The organism is Herpetosiphon llansteffanensis (genome assembly GCF_003205875.1).
Lineage (GTDB): Bacteria > Chloroflexota > Chloroflexia > Chloroflexales > Herpetosiphonaceae > Herpetosiphon > Herpetosiphon llansteffanensis.
Genome location: NZ_PUBZ01000103.1, coordinates 164,110 through 179,224, shown reverse-complemented (window position 1 = coordinate 179,224; position 15,115 = coordinate 164,110). Strand labels below are relative to the sequence as shown.

The 15,115-nt window shown below is 50.3% G+C and carries 12 protein-coding genes; 3 read left to right on the top strand and 9 right to left on the bottom strand.

Going from position 1 to position 15,115, the window contains the following annotated elements; genetic code table 11:
- Nucleotides 1–29: 29 nt before the first annotated feature.
- The gene (locus tag C5S61_RS15690; RefSeq protein WP_110516243.1) at nucleotides 30–965 is read left to right on the top strand and encodes a branched-chain amino acid transaminase; all 936 of its coding nucleotides are present in this window, start codon (nucleotides 30–32) and stop codon (nucleotides 963–965) included.
- A 113-nt stretch (nucleotides 966–1,078) separates the two neighbouring features.
- On the opposite strand, the gene C5S61_RS15685 is transcribed toward C5S61_RS15690, so the two are convergent.
- Nucleotides 1,079–2,491 (bottom strand): hypothetical protein, encoded by a 1,413-nt coding sequence (locus tag C5S61_RS15685; RefSeq protein WP_110516241.1) that lies wholly within the window; start codon nucleotides 2,489–2,491, stop codon nucleotides 1,079–1,081.
- A gap of 379 nt (nucleotides 2,492–2,870) precedes the next feature.
- Between C5S61_RS15685 and C5S61_RS15680 the strand changes: the two genes are divergently transcribed.
- Both C5S61_RS15680 and C5S61_RS15675 read left to right on the top strand, forming a co-directional pair.
- Nucleotides 2,871–3,611 carry a TylF/MycF/NovP-related O-methyltransferase gene (locus C5S61_RS15680; RefSeq protein ID WP_110516239.1) on the top strand — a complete coding sequence of 247 codons (741 nt, stop codon included), beginning with the start codon at nucleotides 2,871–2,873 and terminating at the stop codon, nucleotides 3,609–3,611.
- Between the two features lie 31 nt (nucleotides 3,612–3,642).
- On the top strand, nucleotides 3,643–4,164 hold the full coding sequence (locus tag C5S61_RS15675) for a hypothetical protein (RefSeq protein ID WP_110516237.1): 522 nt from the start codon (nucleotides 3,643–3,645) through the stop codon (nucleotides 4,162–4,164).
- Here the strand turns inward: C5S61_RS15675 and C5S61_RS15670 are convergent.
- From C5S61_RS15670 to abc-f, 8 genes are all read right to left on the bottom strand, one after another.
- The gene (locus C5S61_RS15670; RefSeq protein ID WP_110516235.1) at nucleotides 4,139–5,305 is read right to left on the bottom strand and encodes a glycosyltransferase family 4 protein; all 1,167 of its coding nucleotides are present in this window, start codon (nucleotides 5,303–5,305) and stop codon (nucleotides 4,139–4,141) included. The genes C5S61_RS15675 and C5S61_RS15670 overlap by 26 nt on opposite strands.
- A gap of 8 nt (nucleotides 5,306–5,313) precedes the next feature.
- Nucleotides 5,314–6,621 carry a polysaccharide pyruvyl transferase family protein gene (locus tag C5S61_RS15665; protein WP_110516233.1) on the bottom strand — a complete coding sequence of 436 codons (1,308 nt, stop codon included), beginning with the start codon at nucleotides 6,619–6,621 and terminating at the stop codon, nucleotides 5,314–5,316.
- Entirely contained in the window at nucleotides 6,618–7,889 is a 1,272-nt protein-coding gene (locus C5S61_RS15660) for an oligosaccharide flippase family protein (RefSeq protein WP_110516231.1), read from the bottom strand. The genes C5S61_RS15665 and C5S61_RS15660 overlap by 4 nt, the downstream gene beginning before the upstream one ends.
- 50 nt (nucleotides 7,890–7,939) lie before the next feature.
- On the bottom strand, nucleotides 7,940–9,130 hold the full coding sequence (locus C5S61_RS15655) for a glycosyltransferase (protein WP_110516229.1): 1,191 nt from the start codon (nucleotides 9,128–9,130) through the stop codon (nucleotides 7,940–7,942).
- Nucleotides 9,130–10,263 carry a glycosyltransferase gene (locus tag C5S61_RS15650; RefSeq protein WP_240614527.1) on the bottom strand — a complete coding sequence of 378 codons (1,134 nt, stop codon included), beginning with the start codon at nucleotides 10,261–10,263 and terminating at the stop codon, nucleotides 9,130–9,132. Before C5S61_RS15650 ends, C5S61_RS15655 begins: the two co-directional genes overlap by 1 nt.
- 8 nt (nucleotides 10,264–10,271) lie before the next feature.
- On the bottom strand, nucleotides 10,272–12,320 hold the full coding sequence (locus C5S61_RS15645; protein WP_110516225.1) for a hypothetical protein: 2,049 nt from the start codon (nucleotides 12,318–12,320) through the stop codon (nucleotides 10,272–10,274).
- Between the two features lie 126 nt (nucleotides 12,321–12,446).
- Nucleotides 12,447–13,259 carry a biotin--[acetyl-CoA-carboxylase] ligase gene (locus C5S61_RS15640; protein ID WP_110516223.1) on the bottom strand — a complete coding sequence of 271 codons (813 nt, stop codon included), beginning with the start codon at nucleotides 13,257–13,259 and terminating at the stop codon, nucleotides 12,447–12,449.
- On the bottom strand, nucleotides 13,253–14,896 hold the full coding sequence (gene abc-f, locus C5S61_RS15635) for a ribosomal protection-like ABC-F family protein (RefSeq protein ID WP_110516221.1): 1,644 nt from the start codon (nucleotides 14,894–14,896) through the stop codon (nucleotides 13,253–13,255). The genes C5S61_RS15640 and abc-f overlap by 7 nt, the downstream gene beginning before the upstream one ends.
- Nucleotides 14,897–15,115 lie beyond the last annotated feature (219 nt).

Genomic DNA, 15,115 nt, shown 5'->3' with positions numbered 1-15,115 from the left:
TAATTCTTGCCTACAATTAAGGAGTAGCTATGTCAACCAATCGTTTTGCCTTTTTCAAAGGGGAAATTGTGCCGATTGCTGATGCCAAAGTCAGTGTTATGAATCATGCCTTGAATTATGGCACTGGCTGTTTTGAAGGCATTCGGGCTTATTGGAACGAAGCCGACGAGCAATTGTATGTGTTTCATCTGCAAGCCCACTACGAACGCTTGTTGCGCTCGTGCAAAGTGCTACAAATTCGCTTGCCATACAGTGTTGAGCAACTGGTCGAAACCACGCTCGAATTATTGCGGCGCGAAGAATTTCGCAGCGATGTCTATATTCGCCCATTAGCCTACAAATCATTTGAAGGCATTGGGGTGCGCTTGCACGACATCAGCGACGATTTTACGATTTGGGCGATTCCATTTGGCAAATACATTGAAAAAGAAGCTGGCTTGAAAGTTGGCATTAGCTCATGGCGACGAATTGATGATAATGCGATTCCAGCCCGCCTGAAAGCTACCGGATCGTATGTTAATTCAGCGCTGGTTAAGAGCGAAGCCATGCAAAATGGCTTTGATGAAGGCATTGTTTTGACCCAAGATGGCCATGTTTGCGAAGGCAGTGCCGAAAATATCTATGTGGTGCGCAATGGCGTGTTGTATACGCCAGGCATTACCGATAACATTCTGGAAGGCATTACTCGCCATGTCATCAAACAACTAGCAACCGAGGAGCTTGGCTTGCAGGTGGTTGAGCGTACGATTGATCGTACCGAACTCTATGCAGCCGATGAAATCTTCTTCTGTGGCACGGGCGTTGAAGTTACGCCGGTGGTTGAGGTTGATCATCGTGCGGTTGGTAATGGCGAGATTGGTCCAATCTTCACGCAGCTGCGTAGCCTGTATTATGCAGCGACCCATGGCCAAGATGCGAAGCGCCGCGAATGGTGCAGCCCTGTCTATAGCTCCGTGTTGGCATAAACTCAGTTACCTACGAGCAAACGCCAGTTCATGTGAACTGGCGTTTTTGAATGCACAAAAAAAGCCTGCTCCATTGCTGGAGCAGGCCCAAGGGAATCCTCAAAGGTTTAAGCCTAGTTGAAAGGAATACCGTTGTAGTCTTCGCCGGTGGTACCAGTGCCAACAGGAGTTTGGACACGGGTAACAACGATCAAGCTAGCGCCTGCGCCTTCAACCACGGCTGAACCGCCACCAACACCCATACCGGCAGCGCTTGGGGTTGCGCTGGTTGGGTTTGAGCTAGCTTTAGCGCCAGCTGCAATGCTTGGGATGGTGTGGGTACCGAGCAAGGTACCGCTTGCGTTGTAGTACTTGACGGTGACATTGCTTGCAGCAGCTGTGCCAACGTTTTGGATGGCGATGAAGGTTTGTTGGCCACCTTGAGCTGGGGTCAACCAGCGAACGTATGGCAATGCAACCTTAGCAGTACCAGCGGTTGCACCTTCGAATGCGGTGTACAAGCCAGCACCGTTAACTTTACCAATTGCCAAGATTGGTTGGTTTGAGTTGATGGTTGCTGAGCCATTGAAGTTCACTGGAGTCACACCACAAGGGTTAAAGCTTGCTTTAGCACCTGGGGCAATGGTGACTTGTGGTGAAGTTAATGGTGCACCACCTGCGCTACTAACATAGGTAACGCTAACTGTAGCTGGTGAAGTGCTAGCATTTTGCACTGCATAGAACGTGGTAGCTTTACCACTTGGAATTACTAAGTCGCAGAGGGCGCTTGCCATGTAGACTTTGTTTGCAGCAGCGGTTGATGGGAATGCTTGTGAAGCATATGCGCCAGCACCGTTGGTTTGTAATTCAAGGGCGGTACCAACAGCGCTACCTGGGTTGCTGGTGCCATTCTTGGTGGCGGTTACACGAACTGAACCATTGAAGCTTGCGCCCAATTCTGCAATCGTGCCAGCGTCGTAGTACACTGAAGCGTTTGGCAAAACGTTGGTTGGGTTGGCGGTGTACGAAACACCAGTTGGGGTGACGAATTCAATCTTGAAATCGTTCGCAACGGTGTCGGTGTTTTGAATCACAAATTTGCTGGTGTAGTTAGCAAATGACTTCAAAACGGTTGGAATCAAAACGGTTGCTGAACCGCTTGAGAAACCATTTGACAATGGGCGGTTCTTGACAACTGAAGCTGCTGCTGGGATTTGAACCAACGTTGCAGCGATTGGTTGATCAGCTGAGATAACTGCTGAACCATTGAAGCTCGTCCCAAAGCTGCTAACTGAGCCAACGAAGAACGAGCCAGCGCCATTTTGAGCCAAGGTTGATGATGGAACTGTTGATGGAGTACCAGTTGAGCTGTACACAACCAAGTTAATGTTTGCAGTACCAGCACCAATGTTTTGGTAGGTGATTGAGGTGGTGAAGGCGGTTGCATAGGCATTGGTTTGAGCTGATACGCCCCGACCGCCTACTGCAAAGATTGAAAGCAACAAGGCAACCATCATTGCCCGGACACGCAGCTTTGCAAACGTCATGGATGAACTCCTTTATAAGACCGTTAATGTACCTAAACACTTCGTTAGGTATTCCCTTGGATGCTGGCTATAGTATCACAAGATCATAGGTTCAGTGCAATACTCCATCTTGGCTAATAGAGGGATTATTTCGAGTATTGCTGCTTCTTTGCTGGATTTGATCTGATGTATTCAGCATGGTATGCTTGGCTAGCTTTTGGCAAGGATTAGTTGTCGCTGCTGCTTATTCCAGCGCCCTAGAAACGCTTAATTTCGGATAAATTGTTGATTTGCTCTTCCTTTAATCCCTTGTTAAACGACTAATCCTTTTGGGTTAATTAGCTGGTTTAGAGCTGTTTAGAGGGGTTAATTTCGCTCGATTAACGAGGAGTTGCCAGATTTGGGAATCAAAGCACGATTAAAGAATAGCGCATCAAAACTGATCAGTTCTTGGCGCTTGAGTACGCTCAATCGGCAGTATCCAGCGCTGGTAAGTGCGATCAGGCATGTGCAAAAACAGCACTTAACTTATCTTGATCAAGCAGCCTTGATCGATCTTGGCTTGGCAGTGCGTCAACTTGAACAAGAGGGCATCGCTGGCCAAATGCTCGAATTGGGCTGTGCTGCTGGTGGCTCGGCGATTGTCATTACCAGTGTCAAAGCCAAACAACGTCCATTTGCCATTTACGATGTCTTTGGCATGATTCCGCCACCTTCAGAACGTGATGGTCATGATGTGCATCAACGCTACGAAGTGATTAGCACTGGTAAATCGCCAGGGTTGGGTAATCGCCGCTATTATGGCTACGAGGAGGCGCTTGATCAAAAGGTAATTGCCGCCTTTGCAGCAGCAGGCTATCCCATTGAGCAACACCATGTACGTTTGGTTAAGGGCTTATACGAAGATAGCCTTCAGATCGATCAGCCTGTCGCTTTAGCCCACATTGATTGCGATTGGTACGATTCAGTGATGGTTTGTCTTGAACGCATTGTGCCACATCTGGTGCAAGGTGGCATCTTGGTCATCGACGACTATGAGAGTTGGTCTGGGTGTCGCCAGGCTATCGATGATTTCTTCCGTAATCGCCAAGCTGAATTTCGCTTTGAGCATAAAAGTCGCTTGCATATTACTCGTCGCTAATTTCATGTTCTAAGAAAGAGGTACATTGTTTATGCGCAAAATTCTTTTGACAGGGTTGATCCTGGGCGCGTTGGCTGGCTGTAGCGATAGTAGCTTGCCCGCTACAACCAACCCAGTGCCCACCGCGAACAGTTCCTTACCAACGGTCGGAACCTTGCCAACCCCAACCCTCATGATCGCCGAAGATCGCGATTTGAGCCAAGTTAAAGATCCTGAAAGTGGCCGGGCAACGGTTATTGGCAATGTCAGCAACCCAACCAATAATCAACCCTATAGCCAAGTCCCAGTTCAATTGGCTGAAGCCTATGATAATGAAAAAGGCGAAACCAATTTTGTGCTGAATACCGCTCATAGCCCAATCACGGTTGCCGATGATCAAGGCGATTTTGTCTTTGAAAATATTCCACCCCATCGCTATGTCATCGTAGTCGGCGATGTGTTTGGGAATTATAAGGTGTTACTTGGCCCCGATCAGGTAACGATGGTAATTGATGCTCAAAGCGATAAAAAGCTTGATCTTGGCGCAATCAAGGTCGATATTTTTGCTCCCTAATTAGCCGTTCGTAGATTGCCTCATACTGGGCAGCAGTGCGTTCCATCGTGAACTGCTGCCCCCACTCGTAGCCGCGCTGGCCCATAAGCGCCGCTTCACTGCGGTGTTCCAGCATCCAGATCATTGCTTCGGCCACAGCGCTCGCATTTTCGGCCTCGACCAATAGCCCTGTTTCGCCATCGACGACTTGCTCGTTGTTGCCGCCAATATCGCTGGCAATAATTGGCGTGCGCGCTGCCATTGCTTCCAAAATAACGGTTGCAAAGCCTTCCCAGCGCGACGTTGAAACAAGCACATCAACTTGGCTCAAAACTTCGGGAATATCATCGCGTGGCCCAAGGAATTTTATGGCATGCTCGATAGCTAAATTGGCTGCAAGTTGGCGGAAATTGGCTTCTTGCGTGCCCTCGCCTGCGAGCCAAAATTCTGCATCTGGAGAGTGTTGCAGTACTAGCGCCGCCGCTTGAATAAAAATATCTTGGGCTTTTTGAATCTCTAGCCGACCAATTAATAAGAAGCGTGGTGGGCTAAACGGCGTGTGCTGTTTTGGCAAATCGAATTTTTGCAAGCGCGCCAAGGGTAAGCTATTTTGAATCAGCGTCGCTGAACGGCCAAAAACCCGCGCTGCCATGCGGTTATCAAGCATGGTTTTGGTGGCTTGCGAAATTGCAATTTCTTCGCTAAACAATTGGCTATAGGCAATATTCATCAAGCGCCGCACCAATGGCCTAGTTACCCACATCGAGTTAATATGCAGGGTGCGCACTAATTTGGGGTAGTAGCTTGGGTGCAACAGTTTTTGCACACTAATGAAAAATTCGATCCGTTCGACATGGGTATGAATAATATCAACCGCTTGCTCTTGAATCAGTTGATTGAAGAGGGCACTAAAACGCACCATATCGTAGCGCAATTTTCTGCGTTCTGGCACCATAATTCTGGTTTCGATGCCTTCAGCAGCCAAAGTTTCGAGCCAGCGCTGCTCGGATGGCGCATCGTAGCGATGAATTCCACAGACAATTGGCCGAAATCGGCTTTTATCTAAGGCGCGGGCAACTTCGATGCCAAACAGCGCCGAGCCACCAGCACCTTCGGCGCTGGCAAAGCCGGTAATCACATGAGCGACAGTTATTTTATCCATATAATCTGCTACTTTGCTCCTCGTAACCAATCGCCAACCGCTGCCCGAATTTGGCTGGGCAAGCGCTCTAGTTGGCTTTGGAGGCTGGGAATTGTGCTACGCATCAGGGTTTTAATCAAGCTGCGCGCGGCCACGGTTTGGTCGAATGCGCTAATAATGTTGGCACTATCAATCGATTCGATCGGAATTTGATAATCAGCTAAGCCGAGCATTTGCATGACACCCGCCGATTTGTGCAAATAGCCAATCACAAAACTTGGCGTGTTGCTGCTCAAGGCAAAAATCGCCGAATGCAAGCGGGTCGCTACCAGCAAGTCGAGCTTGCTATACAATTGCTTGAGCATCGCTGGCTGCAAACGATCATCAATAAAGGTAATTGGGGTTTCGGCAGGCAATTGGGCCAGCAAACGCCGCGCCACAACCCGATCATCCTCGGCCTCGCTCGCGCCAACACATTGCGCAAACACCAAGATATGCACATCGTCGTGCTGGCTGATATGCTGAATCAAATCAAGCAAGGCTTGTTCGTAGCGCTGGCCATGGCTAAACCCAGAGCCTGGATGCTGAATGCCAAAATCCATGGCCGTGATGCCAATTAACAAGGCTGGGCGTTTGGCTGGTTGCCACCACTCTGCCAAATAGGCTTCTGCTTGGGCTGGCTCGACAGTTGGGCAATTGAAGGCCACATCGGGCACAACATGCACTGGTTGATTAACCCCAATGCTATACAAATATTGCTGCGAGCGCTCCTCGCGGGCATAGGCCAGCACCGAGCGATTGACCAACCACGCCAACAACAATTGATTGATTTTGCCAGTAACTGGCCCAAACGATTGCGGCAACATCACCAGCGGCTTGCCCATGATCACAGGCAAGGCCACGCCCAACCAAACCCAAATATAGTTGAGGTCAAAGGCTTTGGTGGCATATAAGTAGCCGCCGCCAATCGCCGCAGCTACGTTGGCCTCAAAATAATGATCAAGTAATTCGCGCCAAGCACTGCTTGCGCGGGGCTTGAATCTGAGGCCTGTCCAGCGATAGATTAAGCTGATGCTGACCAACCAGATTGCCAAACCAAGCATCAGCCATTTGCGCCGTGGCTTGGGTGCATCTTTGATCAAATTGGTTTTATGTTCGTGAATCGAACGAATATAGGGCACAGCTGCTGGGAGCCAGGCTGCTGGCTCTGGCTGATTGATCACATAACTCACATCGGCATGGGGAAACGCTGCCTGTAAATGGGCCAACGATTGCTCAAGCAAGGCCAAATCGCCAGCATTTTGCGGCGAATGGGCGTTTAACAACAAAACCTTCATCGCATCACTTTCTGATAGGTTAGCCAAGCACCATATCCATACGAGATAAACAGCGCAATTTCGGTGATCATATTGATGATCGCCACGCCTTGCAAGCCATACAACGGAATTACCACAAAATTGCCGAGAATGCTAATGGTCGCGCCAATGGTTTGCAATTTGACCCGCAATGGCTGCTGATCGTTGGAAACCATAAAGGTCGCCCAGCAAAAATTCAGGCTCTTGAGCAAGGGAATAATTGCCATAATTTGCAACAATGGAATTGCATCGGCATATTGCGCGCCATACATCAGGTTGATAATCCAATCGGAATACCATGTGAGCAGCGCGAACCATGCCAAGCCATACAGCACGCTCAAGCCAATTGCCAAGCGAATAACCCGCCGATAGAGTGGTGATTTTGGCGAATGCTTGACGATCATCGGTAGCAAAATTTGGGCGGTAATGCTGGGCACTAAAAATGTGTTATTGATAATTGCCAGCGGCGGCGCATAAATCCCTGAATTAATCGTTGGTAATAGCAAGGCCACCAAAAAGAGGTCGACGCGCAAGGTTAGGTAGGCCATAACTTCGGAAATAAAGTAGAAGCGCGCCTCGCGAATGGTATTAATCCATTGGCGCGGCTGCCAAACCCAGCGCAAAATGCCATGCAAATAGTACACACTGAGGCCAAAACCCAAGGCTACCGCAATACAGCGATAGATCACCACGGTTGAGAATGGCAATTGGGGCGTAAACCAAATTGGCACAAACAAACTCAGCGCGACGACAATTTGCAGGCTAGAAGCTTTGAGCACCTGAATCGAAGCCCGCAAAGCGGTATCGGCAGTGCCAACCAATAAATCGCCAATAATGCCTGCGCAGGCTAAGGCGATCAAATGCGGGGTAAAGGCAGGGTTGCGCATACTGACAAACGGTGCGGCGACTAATAACAGCCCTGCCAGCACAAAGCCACGCAAAGCAAAGACGCGACTTACCGATTTATTTAGCAGCACCCGATCGGAGCTTTGGCGTAGCAACCAATTATCCAAGCCCAAATTGGCCAGAATAATTAATGGGTTCAGCAAGGCATACAGCGAGTTGAACAAGCCATATTGCTCGGCACCTAAGCGGCGGGCCAAAATAATTTGGGTGAAAATCCCCAACAGCCGCGCCAGCATAACGCCGCCAACCCCAAAGCTAATCTGAAAAAGCCGCGCCCGTGGTAATTTGGCCGATGCTTGGGGTTCGGTCGCGGTGGCTTGGGTTGAGGTAGAATCCTTAATCATGACGATGCTCGCTCGTTGGTTGGGGCCAGATCAGGCGGCTAGTTTGCATATTATTCCTCGTAGCCTGTGCGCCAACGTAGCGCTAAAGCAGACCAAGCATAATCAGCCGCTCGCTCAAAACAGGCGTGGCGATCTGCATCGCTCCAGCTTGTAAGCGCGCTTTGCAGGGTTTTTGCTAAACCCAAGGCATCGCCAGCAGGCGCAATCAAGCGATCGGCGACAAAATTTAAAATCAAGCGCCGATCGCCGACATCGCCAGTGACCGCTGGAATGCCCAAGGCCAAACTTTCAAAGAGCTTCAATGGCGAACGGGCTTGCGCCACCGCATCATCATACACGGGATCAACCGTAACATCGGCAAGCGCCATCCAAGTGGGAATCGTGCGCCGATCTTGATGGCCGAGGCAGATGATCTGCTCGTGATAGCCATGCTCACGAATCCAGTTTTGGATATAACCCAAATCCTCGCCGCCGCCAATCAGCAACACGCGAATTAGTGGATCGTGCTTTAATTGCAGGTCAAAGGCTTCGAGCAGCAAATTGATTGGGTGATTGTGGAGGGCAATTGTGCCTACATAGGCAATCACCTTGGTGCCATCTAGGCCCAAACTGCTACGTAACCCAGCCAAAACTGTTGGTTCTGGCGCTTGAAACAGACTTAAATCAACACCGTTGGGCACATAAACAATTTTGGGAGCGCGTGCTTGCAGCATACGGGCGGCTAAGGCTTGGGTATTGACGGTTACGCCCTTGGCCAAGCGCGGCAAGAGCCATTGCCAAAAAGCAAAGACCATGCGCTGGGCCTGATTGGTGAGCCGATTACTGCCAACTTCATCATCATCGCAATCGACCCAAAACTGCTGGCCGCGCCCAAGCAGCACACCTAAAACCGCCGCCAACCCATTAACGGGCTGTGGCTTGCCAAGGTGGTAAATTGCTGCTGGCGAGCAGAGAATGCCCCAAAGCATGCCCAAGGTTGCGGTGATTAAGACCCAGAGGAGTTGCAAGGGCGAAAATGGCAGCACCTCGCCATGGCGTTTGCGCGAGTGCATCTGGCCAACATACCAAATTTCAACGCCATCTTGCTTAAAACGGCGCTGTTGGCATTGGGCCAAATCGGGGTGCAAGGCTAAAATGCGCACTTGGTCGCCATTGCGCACCAACTCGCGGGCCAGATTAAAGTAGCGCTGGCCCGATGGCCGTTCAATGCCCATCGTAATTAGAAACACGATCCGCCGCATTATTTGGCCCCAATTTGTTCAAGGCAGCTGATCAGATTTTCCCAGCCATGCAGTTGTTGGCCGCGTTCAGCCTGAACCGCAGCAGTCATTGGCGCTTTAAGCTCATCTTGAAAATAGCGCACAATTGCTTTGGCTAGCGCTACTTCATCTTGCGGCGGCACGACTAAGCCATTTACGCCATCGCGCACAACTTCGTGCAAACCGCCAACGCGGGTGGTGATGACTGGCTTGCCCAGCCCAAAAGCCAATTGCACCACCGCGCTTTGAGTGGCCGAGATATAGGGCAATACCACGACATCGGCGAGATCGAAATAGGGGCCAAGCTCTTCGTTGGGCACATAGCGATTGACAAAGGTCACATTGGCTTCAACGCCATACTCGCGGGTGTAGCGCTGATAAAATTCGGGCGAAGCCCAAAACTCACCAACCACCAGCAAGTGTACAGGCCGCTCTTTGACCACCAACGGCAAGGCTTGAATCAAATATTCGAGGCCTTTGTAGGGCCGTACAAAGCCAAAAAACAGCAAAATATCGTGCTCGCTGGAGATGCTAAGTTGGCTGCGCAAATCTTCAATTGCCGCGGCATCGGTGTGTTTGGCAACCTCTTCAAAGGTTGGCAACTGCGATTTAAGCACGGCTGCTTGCGGCAATAGCGCTTGAGCACGATGCAAATCTTGATCGCTATGCACAATTAAGGCATCGCCCTGCTTGAGCACCGTCGAAGCCATGCGCCGATCCAAAAAGCCCCCGCCATCATGCGGCATCACATTGTGGCAAATATACACAACTTTGGCTTTGGTGTGTTTCTTCAGCCAGCGCGAAATATAGCTCAGCGATGGTGTCCAGTAGGGAACCCACCATTGCAGCACCACCAAATCGGGATTATCGGCGCGAATTTTGCGGCATAAGCGCCACCATGTAATCGGGTTGGTTGGGTCGAGCACATACTCGCATTCAACCCGCAATGGCGTTGCACTTGGATCTTTATCGGTTTTGCCTGGAAAAAGCCAGCGCGGATATTGGCGGGTATACGAATAAAATCGCACCTGATGGCCCACCTCGCGCAAGTGTTTGACCAAAAGCGTGGTGTAATGAGCAATCCCCCCACGATAGGGATAGGTTGGTCCAACCACACACAGTTTCATTGTTGCGCCTTTACTGCAAAGATCACCACTCCATCACGCTCGTAGACAATTGGAAATTGCTCTGGCCGATAACGAAGGGCTTGAATGTTCAGCTGGGTATTTTGTGCATTCTGGCCCATATGCGGGCCAGTATAAATATAATCAACCTGATTTTTCTGAAGCAAGGCGATGCCTTCGGCGCTTTCTAAGGCGGTCGAACGCAACGCGTCATACAGCATATATACATCGCGATCAAGTTTTGGGTCAATCGCTTTTTCCGAGCCATAGGTTAATGGTGGAATTGTGGTTTGGCGACCAGTCAGGAAGGGAATCCACATGCCACCATCATCGGCAATAATTAATGCATCGCCATAGCTCGATAGCCCATTGATCAAAAAGCGTGCATCTGGCTCGGTTGTTGTGCGAATCCAAGCCATCGCTTGCTCATCGGCGCTGGTTAATAGCCGATTTTGTTCATTCACAATCGCCGTTTGCCATGGTGTCGACCATACGATCAAGCCATATAAGCCAACCAAAGCCACGCCTTTGAGATACCAGTTTCTGCTGAAGCGATCGAGCAACAGCCCCAGCGGGTAGGCGGCTAAGGGAATGATCGGAATGTACAACATAATTGAAACCGCGAAGCCACTAATAATACCGCTAATCGGTAAATTAAAGACATAGGGAACCGCTAAAATCTGAATTCCAAGGCTCCAAACCACGAGCAAAAGCATGCGCCAAGCGCGTTGGGCAAAAGCAAGCCAAATGCCGACAAAGGCCAAAAGCATAATTGGCGCTTTAATATAGGTTGGCACAATTTGGTCGAGCGTAGCAACGGTTGCCGCATATCCCGAACTATAGCCAGTGACATAGTTGCGGGCAATCGCTGTAAGTTTGCTCTGAATAATTGTATATAGCCACGGTGCGGCAATAAGCGCACTGGCGATTGTAATTGCGCTCGCTCGTAGGCTCAGCTGCTTTAACTGCGCAAATGTTGGTCGCAAGGCTAATAATGCTAGGATCAGCAGCGCAACCATCACCACTGCAAACAGCGTTACCAAATAATGGGTCAATAATAAACCAGTGGTCAGAATGGTGGCTAAACCAACCAACTGCCACGAAAAGCGCGAATATTCTAAGGCCATAAACCACACAACGACCAAGCCCACCAAAATAATTTGGCCAGTTAATTGGGTAAAACGACTCCAGTTAACATAAAAGGCTGGCATCAGGTTGTAGAAGCTGGTGAGGCCAAAGGCGATTAAGCCCACGCTAAGCCGCCCGCTGAGCCGTCGCCCAAGCAGGTAGGCCATGACTGTGGTAGCAACGCCGTGGAGTTGTCCAGTATACAAAACGCTGGTCGTGGCGGCGAGCTGGCTCCACCACGCCAAAAAGGCGCTATTGGCATGAAAACCATAGTGGTAGCTGAATGTATTTAAAGCGGCATAGGGTTGCCATGTCTCGAAAATGCCACCATTATTTAAGAAGAGCTGTGTGATGAGCGTATGGTGATAGGCATCGTTCCATTGAGCGACGCTTAAGTTGCGCACCGCCAGCATTCGTTGCAGCAGGCTTACCAGCGTAATGCTGAAAAGCAGCCAGCCATGGCCGCTAATCCTGATGGTTTTCAGCTGGCTCATTCGCATAGCCCAGCTTGAGCGTGGCGCTGGCCAGATTGCAGCGAGCAGCCCAAGCAAAGCATAGGCAATAATTACCCAGCGATTAATCGCTAAGCCCAGAATGTGGAACAGATTTAATCCAATTGGCGGCAGGGCAATGCCAACACACCAACTCAAGGCCCAACGTTCGCTCCTGCTGAGCAATTGGGCAGGGCTAAGCCAGCGAATGGCTGCCCAGCCAGGAATTAACATCACAAAGAGCAAAAAGCTGCCAACTCCAACCATCGGCGTGAAATTAAGCGCAAACCAATCGATGCTACGCCCAAAGCCAAAGCTGAACAATGCCAAGATGATGGCTAGACCTGCGCTCGCCATGGCTACGAATGGCTGATAGTGCTGCCAAACTGATTGCTTCGCCTGAGTTGAAGGATGGGATTCGATCTGCATGCATCGTGGCCTTTAATTCATGTGACAGCTGTCACAACGTGGCGAGTATAACAATAGCCTAAAACGCTGTCAAACCTTAAGGCTTGGCCAACGCTAGGCTATTGTGGGGTTTTAGCTTGGTTAGGCTTAGGCTAATGGCCGCACTTTAACATCGCCTGCATAGACGGTTTGGAGTTCGCCGGTGCTGTCGCGCACCTGCAAGCCGCCATGCTGATCAACTGCTTCGGCCACACCAGTAAAGCTATGGCTGCTCAGTTCAACCTCGACCGCTTTGCCCAAGGTGGTTAATCGGTCTAACCATGCTTGACGTAATGCTTCGCGGCGACCGCTACGCAAATTGAGATAATGGCGATCGTAGCTATGCAAAATTGCCCGCAGCAAGCCAGCGCGATCAACCTCATGGCCACATTCACTTGCCAACGAGGTTGCCGCTTGGTTAATTGTTGGATCATCGCTTGGCTGCCAATTGACGTTAATGCCGCTGCCAATCACCGCCCAGCGCAACCGTTCGGGGCCAGCGGTTTCTAGCTCGACCAAAATGCCAGCCAGTTTGCGCCCGTTAATCAGCAGATCGTTGGGCCACTTGAGTTCAACCGTACAGCTGGTTTCGCGTTCGATTGCCTCGCTGATGGACACCGCCGCCAACATTGTGAGCAAGAAGCTTTCGCTTGGCACCAGCCAGGTTGGCCGCAAAAGCAGCGACAACAACAAACTACTGCCAGCGGGAGCACTCCAGTTGCGCCCGCGTCGCCCACGACCTGCGGTTTGCTCGTTGGCCACAATCACCAAGCCTTCGGCCACTCCAGCAAAGGCCCGTTCGCGAATCAGGCTGTTGGTCGAAGCAGTTTGTTCGAGGCCTAGTAATTCTTGGCCAATAATCAACGTCTCTAGTTGATACCGGGCTGGTTCGATAATTGTTTGTTCAAAAGATGTCAGCATAGGCGCGTTAACCGTCCCTCGTGTAAGTGCCAAATCTCGCCAGCAAATTGCTGGATAAAGCGCCGATCGTGCGAAACGGCAATGATCGGCCCAGCAAATTGATTGATCGCCGCCTCAAATTGCTCTAAAACATCAAAACTTAGGTGGTTCGTTGGTTCATCGAGCAAGAGCAAATTGGCGCGCAAGGCGATCAAGCGGGCTAATTGTAACTTATGCAACTGGCCTGTGCTAATGCCACCAACCGGACGATTAACCTCAGCATAGCGAAATAAGCCCGACCACACTAGCTCGTTGATTAAGTCTTTGTTGAAGCCAATTAAGCCTTCGCGATAGGCTTCAAAGAGCGTTTGCTCAGGCTTGGGGCGCTGATATTCTTGGCGTAAATAGCCAATTTGCATATTTGGGCCAGAGCGAATTTGACCCTTGCTTGGCTGCAAATCGCCTGCTATCAGATCAAGCAGGGTGGTTTTGCCGCTGCCATTAGCTCCGGTAATTAGAATTCGTTGGCGGGGTCGTAATTCTAAATCGATCTGCTCGAGGATGGTTTGCTGCTCGCGTTGGTAACTTAGGCCTTCGATCGAAAGCATTTGTTGGCTGCCATCGGGGCTTGGGTTGAAGGTTGGGTTGATGGTGAGTGGTTTTGGTGGCTCAGCAATTGGATCAGCCAAAATGCGATCGAGCGCTTGTTGGGCTGAACGCACATTGCGCGAAACCGCCGCTGCCACATTTTCGCCCTTGGTGTGGTAAATAAAGCCATCGTTATCGCGTGGCGCTCGATTATGCGCAACTTGTTGATTTTGGGCTTTGGCTCGCTGTTGCAATTGGCGAATTTCGGCTTGCTGCCGCTCATAATCCGCTTCCCAACGCTCGCGTTCTGCTTGTTTGGCAGCGAAATAAGCGCTGTAATTGCCAGGGTATGTTTTGAGTTGATGCGTATGTTCGTCAAGCTCAAGAATGGTGGTTGCCACTTGGTCGAGAAAGGCGCGATCGTGCGAAACCACCAGCATTGCACCAGTATGCGCTTGCAGCCATGTTTCCAGCCATGCGCTGGCCTGATGATCAAGGTGATTGGTTGGTTCATCCAACAACAACAGATCGGGGTTGCTAATCAGCAGGGCAGCTAAACCGAGCCGCGTTTTCTCGCCCCCAGATAGCTCTTGCACCGAGCGTTCACGGGGAATATGGTTCAATCCAAGGCCTTGCATCACTTGATCGATGCGATGATCAAGCTCGTAGCCACCACGCAACTCGAATCGTTGGGCCACATCGCCATAGCGTTCTAAAATGGCTGAAAGTTGATCGGGGTCGGCGCTTGCCATGTGGTCACTTAACTGCTCAAGTTGTTGGCTTAGCTCGTTCAGCTGTTGTTGGCTGGCAGCCAGTAATTGCTCAACATTCATGGCAGTGGACGTGGTTAATTGCTGAGTTAAATAGCCATATTCGCAGCCTTCGCCCCAGCGAATGGAGCCAGTATCTGCTTGCTCTTGGCCAATAATTAAACGCAATAAGGTTGATTTGCCAACGCCATTGGCTCCGACTAAGCCAATCCGTTCGCCGCGATTGATGATTAGCGCAATGTCGCTGAGGATTTGATGTGGGCCATAAGATTTATTGAGGTTGTTGATCTGCAATAACATATGTTCGATGATCTCCCGTGTAGTCTATGTTGGGCCGAAGGGCGATTCAGGATCATCAAACTGGTGATTTTCATTGGTGTAACTCCATAAAAGAATCAATAACCTCACTTTAGCACAGCTGCGCCCACCCCAAGATCGGGCTTGCGAAGGATGAAATTAAGAACATAGAGCATAGAACATAGAACATAGGGGAAAGGATGAAGGATGAATTATGAGGGA

Excerpts from the sequence above, each read along its gene's own strand:
- abc-f (WP_110516221.1), bottom strand. The coding sequence starts at position 14,896 with ATGTTATTGCAGATCAACAACCTCAATAAATCTTATGGCCCACATCAA.
- C5S61_RS15640 (WP_110516223.1), bottom strand. The coding sequence starts at position 13,259 with ATGCTGACATCTTTTGAACAAACAATTATCGAACCAGCCCGGTATCAA.
- C5S61_RS15670 (WP_110516235.1), bottom strand. The coding sequence starts at position 5,305 with ATGGATAAAATAACTGTCGCTCATGTGATTACCGGCTTTGCCAGCGCC.
- C5S61_RS15660 (WP_110516231.1), bottom strand. The coding sequence starts at position 7,889 with ATGATTAAGGATTCTACCTCAACCCAAGCCACCGCGACCGAACCCCAA.
- C5S61_RS15665 (WP_110516233.1), bottom strand. The coding sequence starts at position 6,621 with ATGAAGGTTTTGTTGTTAAACGCCCATTCGCCGCAAAATGCTGGCGAT.
- C5S61_RS15685 (WP_110516241.1), bottom strand. The coding sequence starts at position 2,491 with ATGACGTTTGCAAAGCTGCGTGTCCGGGCAATGATGGTTGCCTTGTTG.
- C5S61_RS15690 (WP_110516243.1), top strand. The coding sequence starts at position 30 with ATGTCAACCAATCGTTTTGCCTTTTTCAAAGGGGAAATTGTGCCGATT.
- C5S61_RS15645 (WP_110516225.1), bottom strand. The coding sequence starts at position 12,320 with ATGCAGATCGAATCCCATCCTTCAACTCAGGCGAAGCAATCAGTTTGG.
- C5S61_RS15655 (WP_110516229.1), bottom strand. The coding sequence starts at position 9,130 with ATGCGGCGGATCGTGTTTCTAATTACGATGGGCATTGAACGGCCATCG.
- C5S61_RS15675 (WP_110516237.1), top strand. The coding sequence starts at position 3,643 with ATGCGCAAAATTCTTTTGACAGGGTTGATCCTGGGCGCGTTGGCTGGC.